Raw genomic sequence first — 17,898 nt, forward strand, 5'->3', positions numbered from 1 at the left:
TACGCACCGGACGCCGCTCCTTGACGGGCGAACGTTGCCTGCCGGGGCACCAGCCGCTGGGGGGCCGCTCGTTTCAGGTGAGCGGCCCTTTCTCAGTCGAGGTAACCCCTCAGCTGGTCCGCGAAGGCGTGGTCCCTCAGCTTGTTCAACGTCTTCGACTCGATCTGGCGGATCCGTTCCCTCGTCACGCCGAAGATGCGGCCTATCTCCTCCAGCGTGCGCGGGCGGCCGTCCGCCAGGCCGTACCTCAGCTGTACGACCTTCCGCTCCCGCTCCCCCAGCGTCGACAGCACCGCCTCCAGATGCTCCCTGAGCAGCAGGAACGCCGCCGATTCCACAGGGCTCGCGGCGTCGCCGTCCTCTATGAGGTCACCCAGGGCCACGTCGTCCTCCTCGCCCACGGGGGCGTGCAGGGAGACGGGTTCCTGGGCCAGGCGCAGGACCTCGCTGACGCGCTCGGGCAGGAGGTCGAGGTGGGCGGCCACCTCCTCCGGCGTCGGTTCGTAGCCGCGCTCCTGGAGCATGCGGCGCTGGACGCGGACGACCCGGTTGATCAACTCGACGACGTGGACCGGCACTCGGATGGTGCGCGCCTGGTCGGCGAGGGCGCGGGACATGGCCTGGCGGATCCACCAGGTGGCGTACGTCGAGAACTTGTAGCCCCGGGCGTAGTCGAATTTCTCAACCGCCCTGATCAGGCCCAGGTTTCCCTCCTGGACGAGGTCGAGCATGGTCAGGCCGCGGCCCACGTACCTCTTCGCCACGGACACGACGAGCCGCAGGTTCGCCTCGATCAGGCGGCGCTTGGCCATCCGGCCCATGACGACCAGCCGGTCCAGGTCGAGCGCCAACTGGCTGTCCAGGTCGGGAGTGTTGCTGAGCTTCTCCTCGGCGAACAGGCCGGCCTCGACGCGGCGGGCGAGCTCGACCTCCTCGGCCGCCGTGAGGAGGGGGATGCGGCCGATCTCCCGCAGGTACTGGCGGAACAGATCGGACGAGGGGCCGCTGGTGTCGGGGCGGCTGCGGGCCGGTGGCACGGGCTCGGGGGCCTCCACGGCCTCGAGCGCCTCGGCGGGCGGGTCTTCGGGCTCCGCCTCGGGGTGGTGCGCGACGCGGCTCTGCGGTGGCACCGCGCCCAGGACGTCGGTCTCGGCCTCAGGCTCCGCGCCGTCCGTACTCTTGTCGGTCTGGGTGAGGGTCTGGGTCTGCACGGGGGCGACCTCCAGGGTGATCGCTGCTGAGGTGTGCGGCAGCGCTGCTTGGGGGGCGGAGTCGGCGGCCTTGCCGCTGTCCGTCCCGTACGCGATGAGCGGAACCGCGGGGGTGTGGGACCCGTGGGGGACGGATCGGCCGCGCTCCGAGGACTCAGGCACCGGAACCCAGTGTGGAGTACGACACATCGCCGCCACGAGGGGCGTGCGGTGACTTTTTGAGTCCGGTGCGTGACCGCATGGTTACCCTCGCGGGAAACCCGGATGCCCGGACCCGATCTGATCTGGCACGATCCGCGGGTGTCCGCTTCCTTGTACGAAACCCATGCGACGGTCCGCTGTGACGGTGACCGCGAGTCGGATCGGCTGCGCCGGTGGGCGGTGGCCGCCGGTCTCAAGCTGACGCACATCGTGCTGGCCCGCGGCAGGATGCGCGAGCAGCCCCGACGAGCGGGAGTACGCGGAGCGGCTGGTGCGGGGGTGACGCCGACGTTCGAGGGGCGCTGAGACGCCCTACAGCGCCGCCGCGCCGTGCTCCCGCAGGGCCTGGTCGTACTGCTGGAGGACCCACAGCTCGTTCTGTACGGCGGCCAGCTGGGCCGGGTCGCCATGGCTGCCGAGGCGGGCCAGCTGGCTCTGGACGTCCCGCACCCGGCGTTCGACGGCGCGGCGGCGGACGGTGACCAGCTGGGCGCCGGCGTACACCTCGTCCACCGTCTTGCGCATGATCGCCTCGACCGCCAGTTCCGTGACCATCGCGCGGACCGCGTTGTCGGGGGCCGCCTCGCGGACGCGGACCAGGTACTCCTGGGAGTCCTGCATGCCGTACTCCGCGCCGCCCGCGTCCAGGATGGTCTGGCGTACGGCGGCGTAGGGTTCGGCGGTGAACTCGTCGATGCCGTACGCGTCGAAGGCCGGGGAGACCAGCTCCGGGCGCTGGAGGGCGAGTTTGAGGAGCTCGCGCTCGGTGGCGTAGACGGGGTTGCGGAGGTTGAGGGCCGGGCCGGCGGCCATCGGGCGGGGGGCCGCGTCGTACTGCTGGGGGCCGCTGTTGCGAGTCGGGGCCGGGCCCTTTCCGCCGCGGTCCCTCGCCCAACGTGCCAGCTGGGCCACCCGCTTGACCACGAACTGGGTGTCGAGGATGCCGAGCATGCCCGCGAGCTGGACGGCGACCTCGTGCTGGGCGCCGCTGTTCTTGATGCGGGCGACGATGGGGGCGGCCTCGTCGAGGGCGGCGGCGCGGCCCGCCGGGGTGTCGAGGTCGTAGCGGACGACGATCTGGCGGAGCGCGAACTCGAAGAGCGGTGTGCGGGGTTCGACCAGGTCGGCGACCGCCTCGTCGCCCTTCGCGAGGCGCAGTTCGCACGGGTCCATGTTGTCCGGCGCGATCGCGATGTACGTCTCGGCGGCGAACTTCTGGTCGTCCTCGAAGGCGCGCAGGGCCGCCTTCTGGCCGGCCGCGTCGCCGTCGAAGGTGAAGATCACACGGGCCGAGCCGTTGTCCATCAGCAGCCGGCGGAGGATCTTGATGTGGTCGCCGCCGAAGGCCGTGCCGCAGGTCGCGATGGCCGTGGTGACGCCGGCGAGGTGGCAGGCCATGACGTCCGTGTAGCCCTCGACGACGACCGCGCGGCTGGACTTGGCGATGTCCTTCTTGGCGAGGTCGATGCCGTAGAGGACCTGGGACTTGCGGTAGATCGGCGTGTCGGGGGTGTTGAGGTACTTGGGGCCGTTGTCGGCCTCGTAGAGCTTGCGCGCGCCGAAGCCGACGACCTCGCCGCCGATGTCCCGGATCGGCCACATCAGGCGGCCCCGGAAGCGGTCGATGGGGCCGCGGCGGCCCTCCTGCGACAGGCCGGAGAGGGTCAGTTCCTTGTCGGTGAAGCCCTTGCCGCGGAGGTAGCGGGTGAGGTGGTCCCAGCCCTGGGGGCTGTAGCCGACGCCGAAGTGGACCGCGGCGGCCTGGTCGAAGCCGCGCTCGGCGAGGAAGATCCGGCCGGTGTCCGCCTCGGGGCTGGTGGCGAGCTGTTCGGCGTACCACTCGGCGGCGATCTTGTGGGCCTCGACCAGGCGGATGCGTTCGCCGCGCTGGTGGGCGGGGTTGTAGCCGCCCTCCTCGTAGCGCAGCGTGATGCCGGCCTGGGCGGCGAGGCGCTCGACCGCCTCGGAGAAGGAGAGGTGGTCGACCTTCATCACGAACGTGATGGTGTCGCCGCCCTCCTGGCAGCCGAAGCAGTGGAAGAACCCCTTGCTCGGGCTGACCTGGAAGGATGGTGACTTCTCGTCGTGGAAGGGGCACAGGCCCTTGAGGTTGCCGCCGCCCGCGTTGCGCAGCTGGAGGTACTCGGACACCACGGCGTCGATCGGGACCGCGTCCCGTACCGCCTTCACGTCCTCGTCGTTGATCCGTCCTGCCACGCGGTGATTCTACGGGGGCGGACTGACATAACTGGGGCGAGCTGCACGCCCCAGGGGCGCGGGACTGTATCGATATGCGGCTCCGCCGCGTGGGCGCGACCAGCCACGCACAGCCCGCACCCGCGAGACGACAGACCCCGGCAGGTGGTCAGGCGCCCAGGCTGTCCAACGGCACATGGGGGTCCGCCAGCGCCTCCGTATCCACCCGCACCCCACTCCGAATCAGCTGCTGGATGGGCTCTGTGACGTCCCACACATTCACGTTCATCCCGGCCAGCACCCGGTTCTCCTTCAGCCAGAACGCGACGAACTCCCGCTTCCCCGCGTCTCCCCGGATCACCACTTCGTCGTACGTCCCCGGCGGCGCCCACCCGCTGTACTCCATCCCCAGGTCGTACTGGTCGGAGAAGAAATAGGGCACACGGTCGTAGACGAGGTCCCGGCCGAGCATCGCGCGGGCCGCCGCCGGTCCGCCGTTGAGGGCGTTGGCCCAGTGTTCGACCCGCAGCCGGGTGCCGAAGAGGCCGTGCGGGAAGGACGCGACGTCGCCGGCGGCGTAGATGTCGGGGTCCGAGGTGCGCAGCTGTTCGTCGACCACCACGCCGGCGCCGCCCGCCCGGTCGGCGATCTCCAGGCCGGCCGCCTCCGCCAGCGCCGTCCGGGGCGCGGCCCCGATCGCCGCGAGGACGTCGTGGGCGGGATGTTCCTCGCCGTCGTCGGTGCGGGCGGCCAGCACCATGCCGTCCTGGCCGACGATCTCGGTGAGCCGTACGCCGAAGTGGAAGCGGACGCCGTGCCCGCGGTGCAGCTCGGCGAAGACATTGCCCAGCTCGGGGCCCAGGACGCCGTGCAGCGGGGTCGGCTCGGGCTCGACGACGGTGACCTCGGCGCCGTACTCGCGGGCCGCGGCCGCGACCTCCAGGCCGATCCAGCCGGCGCCGGCGATCACGATGTGGCCGTTGTCCCGGCCCAGCGCGGCGAGGACGCCCTTGAGGCGCTCGGCGTGTGCGAGGCGGCGCAGGTGGTGGACGCCGGCCAGGTCCGTGCCGGGGATGTCCAGGCGGCGCGGCTCGGCTCCGGTGGCCAGCAGCAGCTTGTCGTAGTGGACGACCGTGCCGTCCTCACCGAAGCGGACCGTCTTCGCCGTGCGGTCGATCGCGTCGACGGTCTGGCCGAGGTGCAGCTCGATGTCGTTGCGGGCGTACCAGGCGGGCTCGTGCACGAAGACGCTGTCGCGTTCCTCCTTGCCGAGCAGATAGCCCTTGGACAGGGGCGGGCGCTCGTACGGGTGGTCGCGCTCGTCGCAGATCAGTATCACCCGGCCCGTGAAGCCCTCCGCTCGGAGTGTCTCGGCCGCCTTCGCGCCGGCGAGTCCGCCTCCGACGATGACGAATGTCTGATCCGCGTCGACCACTTGATGCCTCCTCGTAAGGGTGCCGCCACATGCGAGCGTCCCGCACGCAGCGTGATGGGGGAAGAGGGAGTGGCCCGATCAGGCCACGGAGTGTCACATTCGGGTTCGTTTTACGTCACCCGCGCCCCTTCGGTCTCACGGGGTCTCCCTCAGCCGTGCGTGCAGTGAGCGTGCCGAGGCGTCCGTCAGGGACGCGATCTGGTCGACGAGCACGCGCTTGCGGGCGCGGTCGTCGGCGGCGCGGTCGAACAGGGCGCGGAACTGGGGGTCCAGGCCGTCGGGGGCGCGGGCGGTGAGGGCCTCGGCCAGTTCGGCGACGACGATCCGCTGGTCGGCGCGGAGCCGCTCCTGCTCGGCGCGCTGCATGACGTACCGGTCGGCGACGGCCTTGAGGACCGCGCACTCCAGACGGGTCTCGTGCGGTACGACCAGTTCGGCGCCGTACCTCGTCAGCCGGCCGGTGCCGTACGCCGCGCGCGTGGCGCCCTCGGCGGCGAGGCAGAAGCGGCCGATGAGCTGGCTGGTGGCGTCCTTAAGGCGGGCCTGGGCGACGGCCGTGCCGTCGTAGCCGTGCGGCCACCATTCCTGGGCGAGGAGCCGGTCGAGGGCGGCGGACAGTTCCGCCGGGTCGGTGTCCTCGGGCACGTAGCGGCCCAGGGCGGCCGCGAAGACCGACTGGCGTTCCGGTTCCGCGTGCAGGCAGTTGGGGTCGATGTGGCCGGCGTGCAGGCCGTCCTCGACGTCGTGCACGGAGTACGCCACGTCGTCGGACCAGTCCATGACCTGGGCCTCGAAGGTGGTGCGGGCGCCGGGGGCTTCCTTGCGGACCCAGTCGAAGACGGGGCGGTCGTCCTCGTAGACGCCGAACTTCGGGGACTTCGGGTCTGTGGGGTGGGCGCCTCGTGGCCACGGGTACTTGGTGGCGGCGTCCAGGGTGGCGCGGGTGAGGTTGAGGCCCACGGAGCGCTCCGGGGTGAACCGTTTGGGTTCGATGCGGGTGAGGAGCCTGAGGGACTGGGCGTTGCCCTCGAAGCCTCCGCAGTCCTCGGCGAATTCGTTGAGGGCCTGTTCGCCGTTGTGGCCGAAGGGGGGGTGGCCGAGGTCGTGGGAGAGGCAGGCCGCTTCTACCAGGTCGGGGTCGCAGCCGAGGGCTGCGCCCAGCTCTCGGCCTACCTGGGCGCACTCCAGGGAGTGGGTGAGGCGGGTGCGGGGGCTGGCGTCCCAGGCGGTGGCGCTGCGTTCGCCGGGTGTGACGACCTGGGTTTTGCCGGCGAGTCTTCTCAGGGCGGAGGAGTGGAGTACGCGGGCTCGGTCGCGTTGGAAGGCTGTGCGGCCTGGGCGTTTGTCCGGTTCGGGGGCCCATCGGTCTACTGATGCCGTGTCGTATGGGTGCGGTGCGTTGCCTTCCATGTCTCGACAGTAAGCGGCGGCAGTGACAATTGGGGGGCTGTGTTGCGCCTACTCGTCTGCCGGGTTCTGATCACGTGCGAGTGCGGGTTGTCCGTGGCTGGTCGCGCCCACGCGGCGGAGCCGCATATCGATTTAGCCCCGCGCCCCTCAGGTCAGAGCCCTCGCCCTGCGTTTTCAAGCCGAGGCCAGTTCCGGTGTTGTCGTGGCCGGGGTTGCTATCGCCTGGTCGTAACGGTGCAGGACCAGCCTTGCCATCGCCGCGTGCGTGCCCAGGGGGGCCGAGGCGATCCACGGGGCCGCCTCCGCGGATTCCGTTGCGAAGCGGCCGGGGGCCGTGAAGTAGGACGCCACCGCGATCCTGTGGCGGCCTCGGGCGGTCAGGGCGTGGATTGCGGACGGGACTGTGGGGGCGGCCGTGGTGGCGTAGGCGGGGACTACGGGGACGCCGAGGCGTTCCGCCAGGAGCTGGGCCGTGCGGCCCGTGTCCACCTTCGACGCGGGGTCTCGGGAGCCGGCCGCGGCGAGGACTACCGCGCTCACGCGGCGGGTGGCCTCGTCCATGCGGGTGCGCCAGCCGGCCTCGACCAGGCGGGCGTACAGGGTCTCCACGAGGAGGGGGTGCGGGCCCAGCGGGGCGGCCACGCGTGCGCGTACCTGGGTCTTGGCGGCCATCTCGGGGATGTCGCGCTTGACGTGGTAGCCGCGGCTGAGGAGGAGCGGGACCAGGACGGCCTCGCCGGTGCCCAGGGAGGCGAGGGTGTCGGGCAGCAGGGGCTCGTTGAGCTCGATGTGGCCCAGGTGGACGGGGAGGCCGGGGCGCAGTTCGCGGACCCGGTCGAGGAGCGTGCGTACGGTGCTCAGGGCACGCGGGTCGCGGCTTCCGTGGGCCACGACGACGAGCGCGGGCGGTTCGGGGCGGCGCCGGCCGTCGAGCGAAACGAAGCTGAGCTGGCTGGCGAGCTGGCTGCTGATCCGGTTCATGATGTGCGCCGTACTGTCGAGGTGGGCCCCCGGGAGCGGCTGCGCGCCGGGTCGGGGCGTGGTCTCTTCGCGAGGAGCTTCCGACTTACTCGTCGCCGTCATGAAGTGATGGTGGCGGGGGGAGGTTGCCACCCCGTTGCATGAGAATGACGGGGGTTTTCCGGGGGTTCACGGTGGGGTGCACGGGGTGTGTGAGGTGGCGTGACCTGCGGTTTCGTGGGCGTAGTGAAGCTGGTCACGTGGCCGGCGGCGAACCGCGCGGCTTTACGGCACGTCTCTGACTGTCGAGAGAGCCGACCCGGGAGGGACCGCCCCATGCGCCTACCCAAGCTGCGCAGACCGCGCCTGCCACGCACGCGTGCCGGACAGCGGCGGCTGGTGCAGGCCGTGATGGCGGGGTGTGTGCTGGCGCTGCTGCCGGCCACCTGGATGTACGTCGTGCCGGGTGACCGGCTGCGTACGGTGGACGATGTGCCCCGGACCGAGGTCGCGGTCGTCTTCGGTGCGGGTCTGTGGGCCGGGGAGCCGTCGCCGTATCTGGCCCATCGTCTGGACGCGGCGGCGAAGCTGTATCGCACGGGCAGGATCGAGGTCGTCCTGGTCACCGGCGACAACAGCCGCGAGGACTACGACGAGCCGGACGCGATGCGGGCCTATCTCACCCGGCAGGGCGTCCCGGACGCCCGCATCGTCAGTGACTACGCCGGTTTCGACACCTGGGACTCCTGTGTCCGTGCCAAGAAGATCTTCGGCGTCGACGAGGCGGTGCTGATCAGTCAGGGCTTCCACATCCGGCGGGCGGTCGCGCTGTGCCAGGAGGCGGGGGTGGCGTCGTACGGCGTCGGCGTCGACGCGAGGCACGACGCCACCTGGTACTACGGCGGCACCCGGGAGATCCTCGCGGCGGGCAAGGCGGCCCTGGACGCCGTCTTCGAGCCGGACCCCCGGTTCCTCGGACGGCAGGAACCGGGGGTCCGGGAGGCGCTGGCTAGCGGCCGGTGAAGCGCGGGGCGCGTTTCTCCAGGAACGCGCTCATGCCCTCCTTCTGGTCCTCCGTGGCGAACAGGGCGTGGAAGACCCGGCGTTCGAAGAGGATGCCGTCGCGCAGGCCGGTCTCCAGGGCCCGGTTCACGCACTCACGGGCGGCGGTGACCGCTGCCCGGCCGTACGAGGCGATGGTGGCGGCCGCTTCGAGGGCCTGGGGCAGCACTTGGTCGTCCGGGACGACTCGGGAGACAAGACCGCAGCTTCCGGCCTCCCGTGCGTCCATCGTGCGGCCGGTGAGGACCAGGTCCATCGCCTTCGCCTTGCCGACCAGCCGGGTCAGGCGCTGGGTGCCGCCGATCCCCGGGATCACGCCGAGCTTGATCTCCGGCTGGCCGAAGACCGCCGACTCGCCCGCGATGACGAGGTCGCACATCATGGCGAGTTCGCAGCCGCCGCCCAGCGCGTAGCCGTTGACGGCGGCGATCTTCGGCGTCCGGAGGCCGGCGAACTCCTCCCAGGCGGCGAAGTAGTCCTCGGCCGCCATGTCCGCCGCCGTCCGCCCCGCCATCTCCTTGATGTCGGCGCCCGCCGCGAACACCTTCTCCGACCCGGTGACGACGAAGCAGCCGACCTCGGGGTCCGCGTCCAACGGGAGCAGGGCGGCGAGGAGTTCGGCGAGCAGGTCGCCGCTGAGGGCGTTGCGGACGTGGGGGCGGTGCAGGCGTACCGTCACCACGCGGTCGTGGCGTTCGAGCTTCAGGTTGTTCATCTCACCCTCCAGAGCGCAGAGTTACGAGTCCCAGATCGCGCCGTACGCCGGAATCCCGCGCCGTTCCAGGCCGTGCACGACCTGCCAGGTCAGCTTCTTGTTGGAGATGCAGATGACCGCCTCGGCGCCGAAGTCCCGGTACGCCTCGTACGCCAGCCGCACCATGTCGGGTTTGCCGTGCCGGGAGGTGTCCCAGACGAGGGCGTGCGGCTGGACGGCGAGGATCTCGTCGACGAGTCCGTCGCCGTAGGTCGTCCGGGGGTCGCGGGTCGCCCAGACCAGCCGGGAGGGCACCTCGGCGGCGAGCAGATGGGGCAGACAGGGGCCGATGCCGCTGCCGGTCGCGACGTACACCACCTTCTTGAACAGGGTCTCGATGTTGGCGACGCCGGCCGTGGTGATGCCCTTGACCCACACCTTCGACGGCATGTCGTCGATGAACGACCCCGTCCAGTCCCCGGCGCGGGAGATCGTGAGCCGGAAGCCGGACTCGCCGGGGGACGGCACGTTGGCGAACGAGTGCCACTCCTTCAGCGGGCTGCGGCTGATCGCGGTCGAGGAGCCGGCGAAGGGGGTCTCGCCGTAGTTGAAGCGGGCCAGCACGACGTGCGGGGAGGGGCGTTCGACACGGACGTCCACCTTGCGCAGTCGCAGCCAGGGCAGGGCGACGCTGAAGGTGACGACCGCCAGTACGGACACCTCCGCGGCCCCGGGGGTGGAGAGGAGCGTGTGCGTCCAGAACAGGGCGAGGGCCGTCCAGCCGCCGATGCGGTGGATCTTCTCGAAGTGGTCGTGGTGACGGGAGCGGAAGGGGGGAAGGGCCGTGGTGATGATGACGGCGAGGAGGGCGATCAGGGTCCAACCGACGGCCATGAGCGGCCTGTTGGTCGTCCTGACCGTCAACGCCAGGAACCAGCCCGCCCCGGCCAGCGCCCCGCCCACGTGCAGCCCGCCGAAGTGGTACACCTTCCCCAGCGTCCAGCGGATCCGCAGCGGCCAGCGGGTCGACGGCCGAGTGGCCAGCCGGAAGAGGAAGTTGATGACGTACTGCTGGCGGGCGACGACGGCCAGGGCGAGGTTGGCGAGTGCCGCGTGGCCCAGGGTGGGCGTGGTCAGGGGCCAAGCGGCGTACAGGAACACCAGGTTGGCCAGCAGCACCAGCGCCGCCAGCCGGTTGTAGTGCATCAGACGCGGGTGTTTGAGCAGGCGGCGGGGGCCGGAGAGGAGCGGAGGAAGCTCGACGGCCTCCCGGTCGAGTGACGTGGTCATCGGGCCACCGCCTGAAGAGCCACCCGCTCCTCGGCCACCCGCTCCTCGACCATCCGCAGCAACGCCTGTTTGTCGATCTTGCCGCGGTCGGTCTCGGGGAGGAACGCGAGCGGGACGACCTCCGAGGGCACGCAGTAGTACGGCAGGGCGTCGGCGACGGCGTCGCGGGCGGTGTCCGGGTCGACGTCGGCCGGGCAGACGAAGGAGACGAGGGTGCGGGCGTCCCGTCTGAGGGTGACCGCGCGCCGGCAGCCGTCCACCGACTCCAGCACCGAGGACACGGAGTCGAGTTCGACGCGGAAGCCGCGCACCTTGACCTGGTCGTCGGTGCGGCCGAGGTGTTCGAGCTCGCCGCCGGGGGTCCAGCGGCCGAGGTCGCGGGTGCGGAACATGCGGTGGCCGGCGCCGAGGAAGGGATCGGGGGCGTAACGCTCGGCGTTGAGTTCGGCGTTGCCCAGGTATCCGGCCGAGACGCAGTCGCCGCCCGCCCACATCTCGCCGGCCTCGCCGATGGGGAGGGGACGGAGGTCGGCGTCGAGGACGTAGACGGTGTTGTTGGGGGTCGGGCGGCCGATGGTGAGGAGCGGGTCGGTGGGGCGGTGGCGGCGCATCGTGTTGACGATCGTCGTCTCGGTGGGCCCGCAGCAGTTGTGGAAGGCGGCGTGCCGTGCCCACAGGTCGGCGAGCGGGCGCGGGCAGGGCTCGCCGGCGACGGCGACCGTGTGGACGCGCGGACACAGCGCCGGGTCGATGCCGGACAGGACCGTCGGGGTCGCGATGATCACGTCCGCCGTGCGGGCCGCCGCGGCGATGTCCTTGCCGCGGATGACGAGGGTGCCGCCGTGGGTGAGGCAGCCGAGGATCTCCCAGGCGGCCATGTCGAAGGCGATGTTGAGGAGCTGGGCCACCCGGTCGCCGGGGCGGATGCCGAGGCCGCCGGGTTCGGTGAGGAGGATGTTGGCGACGTTGCGGTGGGTGACCTCGACGCCGTTGGGCCGGCCGGTGGTGCCGGAGGTGAACAGGACGTAGCAGCCGTCGTCCGGGGTGATCACCGGGTTCGGTGCCGGGGCGTACGGCAGCGGCTCGTCGAGGGTGATCAGGGTGTGGCCGTCGGGCAGCGGCACGCGGTGGGCGTGTTCGGCGACGGTGAGGACGACGCGGGTGCGGGCGGTGCGGACGACGTGGCCGAGCTGGGCCGGGGGTGCCAGGCCTACGTCCTGGGGGACGTAGGCGGCGCCCGCCTTCAGGATGCCGAGCAGGCCGACGAGCATCGGCAGGGAGCGGCGGACGAAGAGTCCGACGTGGTCACCGGGGCGTACGCCCTCGCGGGCCAGGCGGGCGGCGAGGGCGTCGGAGTGGCGGTCGAGGTCGCCGTAGGTGAGGTGCGTGCCCTGGTGTTCGGCGGCGACGGTGTGCGGGGCGGCCGCGGCCTGGCGGGCGACGGCGCGGTGGACGAGCGGGTCCGGGACGGGGACGGTGGGGCCGCGTCCGTAGGCCCAGAAGAGGTGCTGGTCGCGGGGGGTCAAGTGGCGCAGGGGCATGTTCGGGAGACCTCCTGGCGGGCTGTTTCGAATGACGGATTGCCACACGCGGCGGAGCCACGGATGGCTGCAGCCGGGATGAGCGGCGGGCATGCCCGGTATGTCGAACGCCGTGCGGAGTCATGCAGCGTCGTGCGGCGCCAACGCCATGTCCGAGGCGCGCGCCGTGCTTGACGTGCGCACGACTGTAGCCCCGGCTTTTCAACTCTCAACAAGGCGTGACCGGCCAACTACAGAACGAAATGAGCCACATGTGGCGTCTTTCACCACAGCGGCAACTTCCGCACCACCCGCGGCAACACAGATCGGGGCGCCTGCGCGCCTCACGGCGGCCGGGCGGCGACGGGGAGGTCACCGTCCCGGCCGCGTAACAGTGAGCCGTCCCGCGTGTAACACGCCGGAAGCACGCTGACTGGTATGCCGAACTCCGCGACGCCCACGCACTGCCCGTACTGCGCTCTGCAGTGCGGGATGAATCTGACGCCGGCCCCGGACGGGACCGTCGAGGTGACGGAGCGCACGGACTTCCCGGTGAACCGGGGCGCGCTGTGCGGCAAGGGCCGTACCGCACCCGCGGTGCTCTCGTCCCAGGTACGCCTGACCTCCCCGTTGGTGCGCTCCGGGGGCACGCTGGTGCCCGCCACCTGGGACGAGGCACTGGACCGTATCGCCGAGGGCCTCGGCCGCACGCGCAGGGAACATGGTCCGGACGCGTGCGGGGTCTTCGGCGGCGGCGGTCTGACGAACGAGAAGGCGTACACGCTCGGCAAGTTCGCGCGCGTGGTGCTGGGCACCTCACAGATCGACTACAACGGCCGCTTCTGCATGTCGTCGGCCGCGGCGGCCGGCATCAAGGCGTTCGGTCTCGACCGGGGGCTGCCCTTCCCGCTGGAGGACATCCCGAAGACGGGCTGCGTGATCCTGGTCGGGTCGAACCTCGCGGAGACCATGCCGCCGTCGCTCCGCTTCTTCCACGAGCTGCGGGAGAACGGCGGCAAGCTGATCGTCATCGACCCACGCCGCACGAAGACCGCCGAGCAGGCAGACCTGCACCTGGCCCCCCGCCCGGGCACCGACCTCGCGCTGGCCCTCGGTCTGCTGCACGTGGTCGTCGCCGAGGGGCGGGTCGACGAGGAGTACGTCGCCGAGCGCACGGCCGGCTGGGAGGACGCGCGGGCCGCGGCGATGGCGCACTGGCCGGAGTACGTGGAGCGGATCACCGGCGTGTCCGTGCCCCAACTCCGCGAGACGGTACGGATGTTCTGCGAGCCGGAGCACGCGATGGTGCTGACCGCACGCGGGCCCGAGCAGCAGTCCAAGGGCACGGACACGGTGGGCGCGTGGATCAACCTGTGCCTGGCGACGGGACGGGCGGGCCGGCCACTGAGCGGCTACGGCTGCCTCACCGGCCAGGGGAACGGGCAGGGCGGACGCGAACACGGCCAGAAGGCCGACCAGTTGCCCGGCTACCGCAAGCTGGACGACCCGGCGGCGCGGCGGCATGTGGCCGAGGTGTGGGGCGTGGACCCCGACTCGCTCCCCGGACCGGGACGGAGTGCGTACGAGCTGCTGGACGCGCTGGGCACGGACATCCGCTCGCTCCTGCTGATGGCGTCGAACCCGGTGGTGTCGGCGCCGCGTGCCGCACACATCGAGGAACGCATCAAGTCGCTCGACTTCCTTGCCGTTTGTGACGTGGTCCTGTCGGAGACGGCAGAGCTCGCGGATGTCGTACTCCCGGTGACGCAGTGGGCGGAGGAGACGGGGACGACGACCAGCCTGGAGGGCCGGGTGCTGCTGCGGCAGCGTGCGATCACCCCGCCGGAGGGCGTCCGCAGCGACCTGGAGGTCATGCACGAGCTGGCCGCGCGCCTGGGTGTGGAGAAGGGCTTCCCGACCGACGCCGAGGAGGTCTTCGAGGAGCTGCGCCGCGCGAGTGCGGGCGGGCCGGCGGACTACTCCGGGATCACGTACCGCAGGCTGGTGGCGGAGAACGGCGTGTTCTGGCCGTGTCCGGCGCCGGCCGCCGACGGCGAGGGTGAGGGCGAGTCCGAGGACGCCTCGCTGGATGTGGTGACCGGGGACGACTCGGTGCAGGACGACACCGTCGCCGGGCCCCACCCCGGCACCCCTCGCCTCTTCCTCGACCGGTTCGCCACGCCGGACGGCCGGGCCCGGTTCATCGCCGTGTCCCATCGGGCGGCGGCGGAGGAACCGGACGACGAGTACCCGGTACTGCTGACGACCGGCCGGGTCGTGTCCCAGTACCAGTCCGGCGCCCAGACCCGCCGCGTGGCCGAGCTGAACGCCGCCGCGCCTGGCCCGTTCGTCGAGCTGCACCCGCGACTGGCGGCACGGCTCGGAGCGGCGGAGGGTGACCCGGTGGCGGTGGTGTCCCGCCGAGGGCGTGCCGTGGCACCGGCCCGCATCACGACGGGCATCCGCCCCGACACGGTCTTCATGCCCTTCCACTGGCCGGGCGAGGGCCGCGCGAACACGCTGACCAACCCGGCGCTGGATCCTACGTCGCGGATGCCGGAGTTCAAGGTGTGTGCGGTGCGGGTGGAGGCGGTTGAGGGGTAGGCGCAGGCAGGGGCACAGGCAGAGGGGGGCGCAGGCAGAGAGGGCGGCGCAGGGGTCGGCTGGGGCTGTGATTGGCGGCTTTGTTACACCCCAGCCCCATCCTCCGACTCCGTGACCTGGCCCTTTACTTTCGCCCGGTGGAACACATCCGCCCATCACCCCCTGGCTGCCCAGTCGCCGCTCTCGATCAGCTTGCCGTGGGTGCGGAGGTGGGCGGCTACGGCGAGGGCGGAGACATACACCCAGGCGCGTACGGCGGTGCCGTCGGTGGCGCGGGTCACCTCGCGGGCGACGCGTTCGTAGAGGTTGTGGGGGTCGCCGGGGGCGTATTCCTCGAGCCGGTCGAGGGCGGCGAGCAGCTCGCCGTACCGCTCGGGGCGGGCGGTGACGAGGTCGCCGTGAACGGTGCCGTCGCCGGCCGGGGTCTCCACCGCGTACGGGTAGCCGGGGCCGTCGTAGAGCAACGCGCCGCTCAGCCGCGCCGGTTCCTCCGCCTGCGTACGGCCCCGCAGGAAGTGGTCGTGGTTGGGCTCGCCGGGGCGGAGGGTGCCGTAGACGAAGAAGGGCAGTCTCACTCGGCCGACTCCTCAGCGGCTTGAACAGGGCGGGCGGCCCGTGCGACCTGGCGCGCGGAGCCGACGGTACCGCGCACACAAGGATCACCGCCTTCGCAGAAACGGTTCCGCCCCCTCACACACCCCCACACGCCCTCTATGGACATGACATGTCCGGACGGCTTAGAACTCAGGGACCTCCCCCAACACCCCTCCCTGAGGAGTCCTATGAGTCGGATTCGGCACGTCCGAGCTTCCCGTCTCGCGACCGCCGGTGTCGCCGCCACCGCCGTCACCCTGCTGGCCGCCGCCCTCTCCCCCGGCGCCGGTGCGGACGACGGACCGACCGTGGCCGACGCGGTCGAGAACGCCGCGTCGGTGCTGGTGGCGCGGGCCGCGAGTCTCGGGCTGACCGCCGCGCAGGGCACCGCCGTCCGGGACGTCGTCGTGGACGCGGACGGCTCGCAGCATGTGCGGTACGACCGGACGTACCGTCAGCTCCCGGTTCTTGGCGGCGACTTCGTCGTGCACATGGCCGAGGACGGCACGTACCGGAGTGCCTCCCGCGCGACCAAGAGCTCCATATCGCTGGCCGGCGTGACGCCCAGGCTGTCCGCCCCCAAGGCCGCCGACCTCGCCGCCAACGCCCTGCGCGCCGCCAACCTCGGTGAGACCCTGAAGCGGCTCACCGCCGAGCCCGAGCTGGTCGTCGACGCCCTGCACGGCGCCCCGAGGCTGGCCTGGCGTACCAACGCCGTCGCCCAGGACTCCCTCGGAAACCCGGTCGCCCGGACCGTGCTCACGGACGCCCGCACCGGCACCCAGATCGACGCCTGGGACAGCATCGAGACGGCGTCGGGCGACGGGAAGTCGCTGTACGGCGGCACGGTGCCGCTGGAGACGACGGCGTCGGGATCGGCGTATCAGCTGAAGGACCCGACACGCGGGAACACGTACACGGGCGACGCCGAGAACAAGACCGACCTGTGCATCCTCGGCATCTGTCTGGACCGCGCCCCGTCGACCCAGTTCACCGACACCGACAACCACTGGGGCACCGGCACGACGACCGACCGTGCGACGGCGGCCGTGGACGCGCAGTACGGCACCGACGTGACGTGGGACTACTTCAAGAACGTCCACGGACGCAACGGCATCGCGGGCGACGGCAAGGGCTCCTACAACCGCGTGCACTACGGCACCGACTACAACAACGCCTTCTGGGACGACACTTGCTTCTGCATGACGTACGGCGACGGTGACGGGACGCAGCTCGGCCCGCTGGTGTCGCTGGACGTGGCGGGCCACGAGATGTCCCACGGCGTGACGTCCAAGACGGCCGCCCTCACCTACTCCGGCGAGTCCGGCGGCCTGAACGAGGCCACGTCCGACGTCTTCGGCACGCTGGTGGAGTTCTACGCCGGCAACTCGTCCGACGCCGGTGACTATCTCATCGGCGAGAAGATCGTCCGCTCCGGCTTCGGCCGGGACGCCCTGCGCTACATGGACAAGCCGTCGAAGGACGGCAACTCGGTGGACTGCTGGAGCGCGACGACGGGGACGCTGGACGTCCACTACTCGTCCGGCGTCGCCAACCACTTCGCGTACCTGCTGGCGGAGGGCAGCGGCTCGAGGACGGTGAACGGCGTCAGCTACAACTCGCCGACCTGCGACGGCTCTTCGGTGACCGGCATCGGCCGGGACAAGGTCGGCAAGATCTGGTACCGGGCCCTGACGGTCTACATGACGTCCTCGACGAACTACGCGGGCGCGCGTACGGCGACCTTGAACGCCGCGAAGGATCTGTACGGGGCCGGGAGCGCGGAGTACGGCGCGGTGGCGGCGGCGTGGAGTGCGGTGAACGTGGGCTGAAACAGGGGCCGGCCCGCGGTCGGAAAAGCGGTGGCAGCGGTCTCGTACGCCTGGATACGCTCCGCTGCCGCCCGCTACCCGATGGACCCGATGGAGCCCCATGCCGCCCGCCGCCAAGATGCACGCCGACGAGCTCGACATCGACGCCGCGCTGGTCGCCCGGCTCGTCGGCGAGCAGTTCCCGCGGTGGGCGGAGTGGAGTACAGGGGTGGCGGCGGGGTGACCCGTCTTTCGCAGGCGCAGGCTGCTCACAGTCCGGGGACGAGCCTGACCACGGTGACGGTCAGCACGGATCCCGAGACGTGATACTGCGCGATGGCCCCGAGCACCGTGGCCTCGCGCCGGTCGCGCTCTCCTCTGACGGCGGTCGAGCCGTGTCCGTACGGATCGCGTCCAATGGTCCGCTCCATGGCTTCCCTGAACGCCTCGCCGTTCCGCATCTTGGCCAAGGTGTCGTCGGCGGGCGGTGCGTAGCTGATGCGGTGGCTCAAGCGACGCCCCGCCTCTCGGCCTCGTCGGCAGCGAGGCGCTCCAGCAGCTTCTCGGCCTCCGGGTCGGGCACGGCCTCCAGCATCCAGTGCCGCATGACGGCGTGGATCTCGTGCACCCCGGCCTCGCTGATGGCCTGGTCGAACTCGTCACGCCGTTCCTCCGGGAGCGCCGCGCGGATGTCGGGGATGCTGTTGGGGACCTCGACCTCGACGCCGCCGACGAAGGTCTTCAACGGTTCGGCCACGGTCATCCTCCTTGGTGGCGGGGCTTCGATGACGTCACGGTAGTCGGCGGGTGCGGCCTGCCGTACGGCATCCAGCTCGCACCACACGGACTTGCCGACGGCCAGCTCGCTCACTCCCCATCGGTCGGCGACCTCACGCACGATGAGCAGGCC

General features: G+C 71.3%; 16 protein-coding genes. 5 read left to right on the plus strand and 11 right to left on the minus strand.

The window, feature by feature from the left end:
• Positions 1 to 92 precede the first annotated feature (92 nt).
• Positions 93 to 1,373 carry an RNA polymerase sigma factor gene (locus tag AQJ91_RS04300; protein ID WP_067016498.1) on the minus strand — a complete coding sequence of 427 codons (1,281 nt, stop codon included), beginning with the start codon at positions 1,371 to 1,373 and terminating at the stop codon, positions 93 to 95.
• A gap of 138 nt (positions 1,374 to 1,511) precedes the next feature.
• On the opposite strand from AQJ91_RS04300, the gene AQJ91_RS04305 reads away from it, so the two are divergent.
• The gene (locus AQJ91_RS04305; RefSeq protein ID WP_159054480.1) at positions 1,512 to 1,718 is read left to right on the plus strand and encodes a hypothetical protein; all 207 of its coding nucleotides are present in this window, start codon (positions 1,512 to 1,514) and stop codon (positions 1,716 to 1,718) included.
• A gap of 6 nt (positions 1,719 to 1,724) precedes the next feature.
• Here the strand turns inward: AQJ91_RS04305 and dnaG are convergent, their stop codons facing one another.
• The 4 genes from dnaG to AQJ91_RS04325 all read right to left on the minus strand — a co-directional run bounded on the left by dnaG (position 1,725) and on the right by AQJ91_RS04325 (position 7,434).
• Complete coding sequence (gene dnaG / locus AQJ91_RS04310) at positions 1,725 to 3,629, minus strand: DNA primase (RefSeq protein WP_067016502.1); 1,905 nt, start codon at positions 3,627 to 3,629, stop codon at positions 1,725 to 1,727.
• 148 nt (positions 3,630 to 3,777) lie between these two features.
• The gene (locus AQJ91_RS04315; protein ID WP_067016504.1) at positions 3,778 to 5,043 is read right to left on the minus strand and encodes an NAD(P)/FAD-dependent oxidoreductase; all 1,266 of its coding nucleotides are present in this window, start codon (positions 5,041 to 5,043) and stop codon (positions 3,778 to 3,780) included.
• Between the two features lie 135 nt (positions 5,044 to 5,178).
• Positions 5,179 to 6,453 (minus strand): deoxyguanosinetriphosphate triphosphohydrolase, encoded by a 1,275-nt coding sequence (locus AQJ91_RS04320; protein ID WP_067016506.1) that lies wholly within the window; start codon positions 6,451 to 6,453, stop codon positions 5,179 to 5,181.
• 174 nt (positions 6,454 to 6,627) lie between these two features.
• Positions 6,628 to 7,434: a sirohydrochlorin chelatase gene (locus AQJ91_RS04325; protein ID WP_067016508.1), complete on the minus strand. Its 807-nt coding sequence runs from the start codon at positions 7,432 to 7,434 to the stop codon at positions 6,628 to 6,630.
• 315 nt (positions 7,435 to 7,749) lie between these two features.
• Between AQJ91_RS04325 and AQJ91_RS04330 the strand changes: the two genes are divergently transcribed.
• The gene (locus AQJ91_RS04330) at positions 7,750 to 8,436 is read left to right on the plus strand and encodes a SanA/YdcF family protein (protein WP_067016510.1); all 687 of its coding nucleotides are present in this window, start codon (positions 7,750 to 7,752) and stop codon (positions 8,434 to 8,436) included.
• On the opposite strand, the gene AQJ91_RS04335 is transcribed toward AQJ91_RS04330, so the two are convergent.
• From AQJ91_RS04335 to AQJ91_RS04345, 3 genes are read right to left on the minus strand one after another with little or no spacing between them, the layout of a single operon-like run.
• Positions 8,423 to 9,190 carry an enoyl-CoA hydratase-related protein gene (locus AQJ91_RS04335; protein WP_067016511.1) on the minus strand — a complete coding sequence of 256 codons (768 nt, stop codon included), beginning with the start codon at positions 9,188 to 9,190 and terminating at the stop codon, positions 8,423 to 8,425. The two genes, AQJ91_RS04330 and AQJ91_RS04335, sit on opposite strands and share 14 nt — an antisense overlap.
• Positions 9,191 to 9,211: 21 nt before the next feature.
• Entirely contained in the window at positions 9,212 to 10,459 is a 1,248-nt protein-coding gene (locus AQJ91_RS04340) for a ferredoxin reductase domain-containing protein (RefSeq protein ID WP_067016513.1), read from the minus strand.
• Positions 10,456 to 12,000, minus strand: a complete 1,545-nt coding sequence (locus tag AQJ91_RS04345) for an amino acid adenylation domain-containing protein (RefSeq protein ID WP_067016515.1) — start codon at positions 11,998 to 12,000, stop codon at positions 10,456 to 10,458. Before AQJ91_RS04345 ends, AQJ91_RS04340 begins: the two co-directional genes overlap by 4 nt.
• 417 nt (positions 12,001 to 12,417) lie before the next feature.
• On the opposite strand from AQJ91_RS04345, the gene AQJ91_RS04350 reads away from it, so the two are divergent.
• The gene (locus AQJ91_RS04350; RefSeq protein WP_067016517.1) at positions 12,418 to 14,583 is read left to right on the plus strand and encodes a molybdopterin oxidoreductase family protein; all 2,166 of its coding nucleotides are present in this window, start codon (positions 12,418 to 12,420) and stop codon (positions 14,581 to 14,583) included.
• A 155-nt stretch (positions 14,584 to 14,738) separates the two neighbouring features.
• Here the strand turns inward: AQJ91_RS04350 and AQJ91_RS04355 are convergent, their stop codons facing one another.
• Positions 14,739 to 15,158, minus strand: a complete 420-nt coding sequence (locus AQJ91_RS04355; protein WP_067016519.1) for a gamma-glutamylcyclotransferase family protein — start codon at positions 15,156 to 15,158, stop codon at positions 14,739 to 14,741.
• Positions 15,159 to 15,365: 207 nt separating this feature from the next.
• Between AQJ91_RS04355 and AQJ91_RS04360 the strand changes: the two genes are divergently transcribed.
• Together AQJ91_RS04360 and AQJ91_RS57285 are read left to right on the plus strand one after the other, a co-directional pair.
• Positions 15,366 to 17,009, plus strand: coding sequence for a M4 family metallopeptidase (locus AQJ91_RS04360; protein ID WP_067016521.1), 1,644 nt, complete (start codon positions 15,366 to 15,368; stop codon positions 17,007 to 17,009).
• Positions 17,010 to 17,109: 100 nt separating this feature from the next.
• Positions 17,110 to 17,232: a hypothetical protein gene (locus tag AQJ91_RS57285; protein ID WP_267891158.1), complete on the plus strand. Its 123-nt coding sequence runs from the start codon at positions 17,110 to 17,112 to the stop codon at positions 17,230 to 17,232.
• A gap of 25 nt (positions 17,233 to 17,257) precedes the next feature.
• Here the strand turns inward: AQJ91_RS57285 and AQJ91_RS04365 are convergent, their stop codons facing one another.
• Together AQJ91_RS04365 and AQJ91_RS04370 are read right to left on the minus strand one after the other, a co-directional pair.
• Positions 17,258 to 17,500: a hypothetical protein gene (locus AQJ91_RS04365; protein WP_067016523.1), complete on the minus strand. Its 243-nt coding sequence runs from the start codon at positions 17,498 to 17,500 to the stop codon at positions 17,258 to 17,260.
• Positions 17,497 to 17,745, minus strand: a complete 249-nt coding sequence (locus AQJ91_RS04370) for a hypothetical protein (RefSeq protein WP_067017200.1) — start codon at positions 17,743 to 17,745, stop codon at positions 17,497 to 17,499. Before AQJ91_RS04370 ends, AQJ91_RS04365 begins: the two co-directional genes overlap by 4 nt.
• Positions 17,746 to 17,898 lie beyond the last annotated feature (153 nt).

It is taken from the genome of Streptomyces dysideae (genome assembly GCF_001514305.1).
Classification (GTDB): Bacteria; Actinomycetota; Actinomycetes; order Streptomycetales; family Streptomycetaceae; genus Streptomyces; species Streptomyces dysideae.